The organism is Spirillospora sp. NPDC046719 (genome assembly GCF_040645715.1).
In the GTDB taxonomy this organism is placed as follows: Bacteria; Actinomycetota; Actinomycetes; order Streptosporangiales; family Streptosporangiaceae; genus Spirillospora.
Genome location: NZ_JBEYYT010000631.1, coordinates 1 through 4,262, shown reverse-complemented (window position 1 = coordinate 4,262; position 4,262 = coordinate 1). Strand labels below are relative to the sequence as shown.

At 75.8% G+C, this 4,262-nt stretch carries 5 protein-coding genes; 2 read left to right on the top strand and 3 right to left on the bottom strand.

The genetic code is table 11. The features are described 5' to 3' along the window. The coding region (locus ABZ914_RS47610) for a sensor histidine kinase (protein WP_500201241.1) at nt 1-823 on the bottom strand (823 nt) is incomplete at its 3' end. A 573-nt stretch (nt 824-1,396) separates the two neighbouring features. Continuing rightward, entirely contained in the window at nt 1,397-2,413 is a 1,017-nt protein-coding gene (locus ABZ914_RS47605) for a LysR family transcriptional regulator (protein WP_500201240.1), read from the bottom strand. A gap of 276 nt (nt 2,414-2,689) precedes the next feature. Between ABZ914_RS47605 and ABZ914_RS47600 the strand changes: the two genes are divergently transcribed. Further along, on the top strand, nt 2,690-3,013 hold the full coding sequence (locus ABZ914_RS47600; protein ID WP_500201239.1) for an EamA family transporter: 324 nt from the start codon (nt 2,690-2,692) through the stop codon (nt 3,011-3,013). A gap of 78 nt (nt 3,014-3,091) precedes the next feature. Here the strand turns inward: ABZ914_RS47600 and ABZ914_RS47595 are convergent, their stop codons facing one another. Beyond that, entirely contained in the window at nt 3,092-3,754 is a 663-nt protein-coding gene (locus ABZ914_RS47595; protein ID WP_500201238.1) for a GNAT family N-acetyltransferase, read from the bottom strand. Between the two features lie 280 nt (nt 3,755-4,034). Here ABZ914_RS47595 and ABZ914_RS47590 point away from each other — a divergent pair. Next, on the top strand, nt 4,035-4,262 hold a 228-nt coding region (locus tag ABZ914_RS47590), incomplete at its 3' end, for a hypothetical protein (RefSeq protein ID WP_500201237.1).

Below are 4,262 nucleotides of genomic sequence, written 5' to 3'. Positions count from 1 at the left end.
GTTCCGCCGGCCCCGGACGCCCCACGGCCGCCGGCCGCTCCGCGGCTGCGCCCGCCGGGCGCTCCCCGCGGCGCGCCATCGCCAGATGCGCCATCGCCGGGGGCATCTCGCCGGTTCCGACCGTGTGCGGCTCGTCCTGCGGGATCTCGCAGAGCAGCGACGGCGGGATCGTCACCATCGCGACCGTGCCGCCGGTCCGCCCGGCGAGCCGCACGCCGATGCCGTGCCGGCGGGCCAGCCGGTGCACCACGGGGAAGCCCGTCTGCCGCGACGTCTCGTCCGTCATCGGCGGCACCGGCCCGGCCAGCGCCTTGTTCAGGCCCTCCAGCTGCGAGGGCGACATGCCGATGCCGGAGTCCTCGATGCGGAGCATCACGGCGCCGTCGGCGAGCAGGTGCGCGCTCACGGTCACCCGCGAGGGCGAGTAGCGGGTCGCGTTGTCCAGCAGCGCCGCGACCAGGGACGCCAGGTCCTCCGCCGCGTACGCGGGGACCGCGAGCTCCACCACGCGCAGGATCGAGACGTGCCGGTACTGCTCGATGGACGACTCGGCCATCCGGACCACGTCGAGCAGCGACGTGTCGGCCCCGGACGCCTCCTCGGCGTCCCGGCCGGCGAGGACCCGCAGGTCGCGCGCGGCCCGCCGCATGCGCGTCACGCCGTGGTCGATCTCGTAGAGGGCCTCGAGCCGGTCAGGGTCCTCCTCCTGGCGTTCCAGCAGGTCCATGGCGGGACGCATCTTCTCCGCGAGTACGAGGAATTGCAGGCAGAACCGTTCGCACAGTTCCGGCCACACGTCCGGGTCGGCCGTTCCGGCGGGCATCGGGACCGAACCCGGCACAGACGGCCGCTGCTGCGGCTGCGGCTGCGCGGCCATCGGGGCCTGCGGCTGTGCGGCCGGCGGCACCTGCGGCTGCGGCTGCGTGGGCCGCTGCACCTGCGACTGCGGCTGCGTGGGCCGCTGCGGTTGCGGTTGCGGCGGCCGCTGCGGTTGCGGTCGGGGTTGCGCGGGCCTCTGCGGTTGCGCGTGCGGTTGCGGCGGCGCGGCCATCGGCCCCGGCGAGGGCGCCATCGGCCCTGGATACGGCGGCGGTACGGCCTGCGGGCGCGGGGCGGCCTGCCGGGTGCGCTTCGGCCACCTCACCGGCGCGCTCCCAGAGCCGCCGCCGGAAGGTGCGCGCCGCAGGTCAGCCGGCGTTTCGTCAAAGCAGCCTTCTTCACCTAAGCCTCAGCACCGGGCGACACGGCAGCGGACCGCGCACGCTCGGAACACCGGCCGGCGGCCCCCTGCCGGGAGGGGCACCCGGGAAAGAGTGGCATACGGACAGTCGCCGATCAATGTGTTCCAGTTATATACCCCTTATAGCCGCCAAAAGCCTCTATTAGATGTTTGTCGCTATTGCCGGGAATTTCCGATCGTGTCGCGGCGGTCGATCACCCGGCGCAGCGCGTCCAGGCCGCGCGCGACCAGCGACGACACCGCGAACCACTCGTTCGCCTCGTGCTCGACGCGCGGGACGTAGCCGGCGGCGGCGCAGGCGGAGAGCAGCAGATGGTGCTGGTCGGGCCGGTCCGGGCAGCCGATCCACGCCTCCCCCGCCGCGTCGGCGAGCCGCGCCGCCCCACCGGACGCGAGCGGGTGCCCGGCCGGGACGAGCAGGTCCTGCGGCTCGTCCAGCAGGGTGGTGCGGGTGAACCGGGCGTCGTCCGGGCCGGGGACCTGCTCGCTCGGGATCACCACCGCGATGTCGGCGCGGTGCGACAGCAGCAGGTGCGCCGCGTCCCCGCTGTCCTTCTCCGCCATGTGGACCGTCAGGCCCGGGTGCTCGGCGCGCAGCAGCGCCGCGGCGGGGGCGACGAGCGCGGCCAGCGCGCTCGACACGCTGCAGAAGCGCACCTGGCCGGACGTCCCGGACCGGTGCTCGGCGAGGTCGGCGCGGGCCCGCTCCCACTGCGCGGACAGGAGGTCGGCGTGCCGCAGCACGGTGTGCGCGGCCGGAGTGAGCCGCACCCGGCGGCCCTGCGCCTCCAGCAACTCCACGCCGAGGTCGCGGGCGAGCTGCCTGAGCTGCTGGGACACCGTGGACGGCGTCAGGTGCAGCGCCTCGGCGGCGGCGGTGACGGTGCCGCGCTCGCGCATGATCCGGTGATCGCAGACTGGCCGCATGACCACCGGGACCGCACGCGCGGAAAGGGCCGCCGTCCCCGCGCCGCTGCTGATCCTCGGCAGCGTCGTCTCGATCCAGCTCGGCCAGGCGTGCGGGAAGGGCATGTTCGCGATCGCCGGGACCGCGGGCGTCGTCGTCCTGCGGCTCGGGTTCGCGGCGGCCGTCCTGCTGCTCGTCCGGCGCCCGCCGCTCCCGCGCGGCTCGGCCGGGCTCGCGGTCGCGCTGGGCGCGGCGATCGCCGGCATGCACCTGATCTACCCGGCGATGCAGCGGCTGCCGGTCGGCGTCGCGTCCGCGTTCCAGTTCCTCGGCCCGCTCGCGCTCGCGCTGGCCAAGGCGCGGCGGCCCGCCGACCTGATGTGGGCGGCGCTCGCCGGGGCCGGCGTGTTCCTGATTTACGGCCCGGGCGGCGCGCCGCTCTCCGCGTCCGGTGTCGTCCTCGCGGTGGCGTCGGGCGCCTGCATGGCGGCCTACCTCGTGCTGAACAAGCGCGCGGGCGGCCGTCCCGGGTCGACGCTGACTTGGGGGTCGTCGCCGGGGCGGTGCTCGTCCTGCCGCTCGCCCCGGCGGCGGGCGGCGGCCTGTGGCACCTGGACGTCCTCGCCGCGGGCCTCGGCCTCGCCGTGCTGTCGGCCGTCCTGCCATGGTCGCTCGACCAGGCCGCGCTGCGCCGCATGCCCGAGCGGACGGTCGCCGTCATGGTCAGCCTGGAGCCCGCCGCGGGCGCCGTCGCCGGGCTCGTCCTGCTCGGCGAGCACCTCGCCTGGACGCGGTGGCTCGCGATCGGCTGCGTCTGCGCCGCCTCCACCGGCGCCGCCCTCGGCCACCGCGAGCGAGGGACATGACCAGGCGGTTATCTCATCCGCCGACCCCGCCTACACCGTCCGCGTGGACGTTCCTCGCCGTCGCCGTGGTCAGCGCCGTCACCGTGCGCCGTCGCGCCGGCGCAGGCGCATGCCGAGGATCTTCGTGTCCGGGCCGTCGTCGAGCATCTCGAAGCCCATGTGCCCGTAGAAGCCCAGCGCGTTCGCGTTGCGGGCGTTGACCCCGAGGTGAAGGCCGGGCACCCCGCGCTCGCGCAGGGCCTCGATCAGGGTCGCGCACAGGCGCCGCCCGTTCCCGCCGCCCTGCGCCTCCGGCAGGAGGTCGATGTGCAGGTGCGCCGGATACCGGGCCGTGATGTGCGCGGGAGTGCGGGGCGGATCGTCGACGTAGGCGCGCAGCCACGCGTCCGGGCCGCCGGGCTCGACGGACCGTCCCGCCACCCGTGCGCGGATCCGCGGCCACCACGCGCGGTCGAGTTCGCGCTCGAAGGCCGCGGTGTCCTCGGCGGCGAGGATGTACCCGACCGGCCGCGACGCCCCGCCCTCGTCCCGCGCGAGCACCCAGGCGAGGTCGGGCGCGTGGGCCAGATACGGCCCGGCGAACACGTCGCCGAGCAGCCGCGGATCGTCCACCAGGCCGGTCGCGTCGCCGCCGAGGGCGGCGGTCCGCAGGCAGATGTCGTAGATCCGGCGGACCTCCTCGGGGTCGTCCGCCCGAGCCGGGCGGACGGGCAGCGGCGCGGTGCGCGAGCCGGCGGTCATCGTGGGCCTCCCAGTACCAGAGCGAGCGGCGCTCGGCCGCCCGCAGGCTAACACGAAAACCGATCATTGATCGCTTTTCACGCTCGGCACTCGGGCGCCCTCAACCTCGCCGACTCCGGGCGCGCGGGCCGGCTCACGGCGTTCGGGCCGGCCCCGTCCGACCTCGGCGCCTGGCACGGCGGCACGTGCGGGTAAAGCAATCGTGTCCGCGGGCCGGAGAGCGTGGCGGCGCCTTCCCGGCGCACTAGTGTGACGGTCCAGCACGATCCGATCACCATGCGTGACCAAGGGTTCGCCGTCCACTCCTGCTGGGGCCTCATTGCTGCTGTTGCTCGCCGCGTACTGCGCGGCCGCGGCGGCGGCGCCGGTGCTCGTGCGGGCCCTCGGGCGGGGCGCGTTCCCGCCGCTGGCGGCGGTGGTCGCGCCCGCCGCCGGGAGGGCGGTGGGGGCGGGGGTGGACGGCGGCGCCCCGCGCGCCGCAGGCTGGTGGTGGGTGCCCGGCCGGCGC

Coding starts and splice junctions, on each gene's coding strand:
- ABZ914_RS47605 (WP_500201240.1), bottom strand. CDS start 2,413: ATGCCGGCGATCGCCGCGCCCAGCGCGACCGCGAGCCCGGCCGAGCCG.
- ABZ914_RS47595 (WP_500201238.1), bottom strand. CDS start 3,754: ATGACCGCCGGCTCGCGCACCGCGCCGCTGCCCGTCCGCCCGGCTCGG.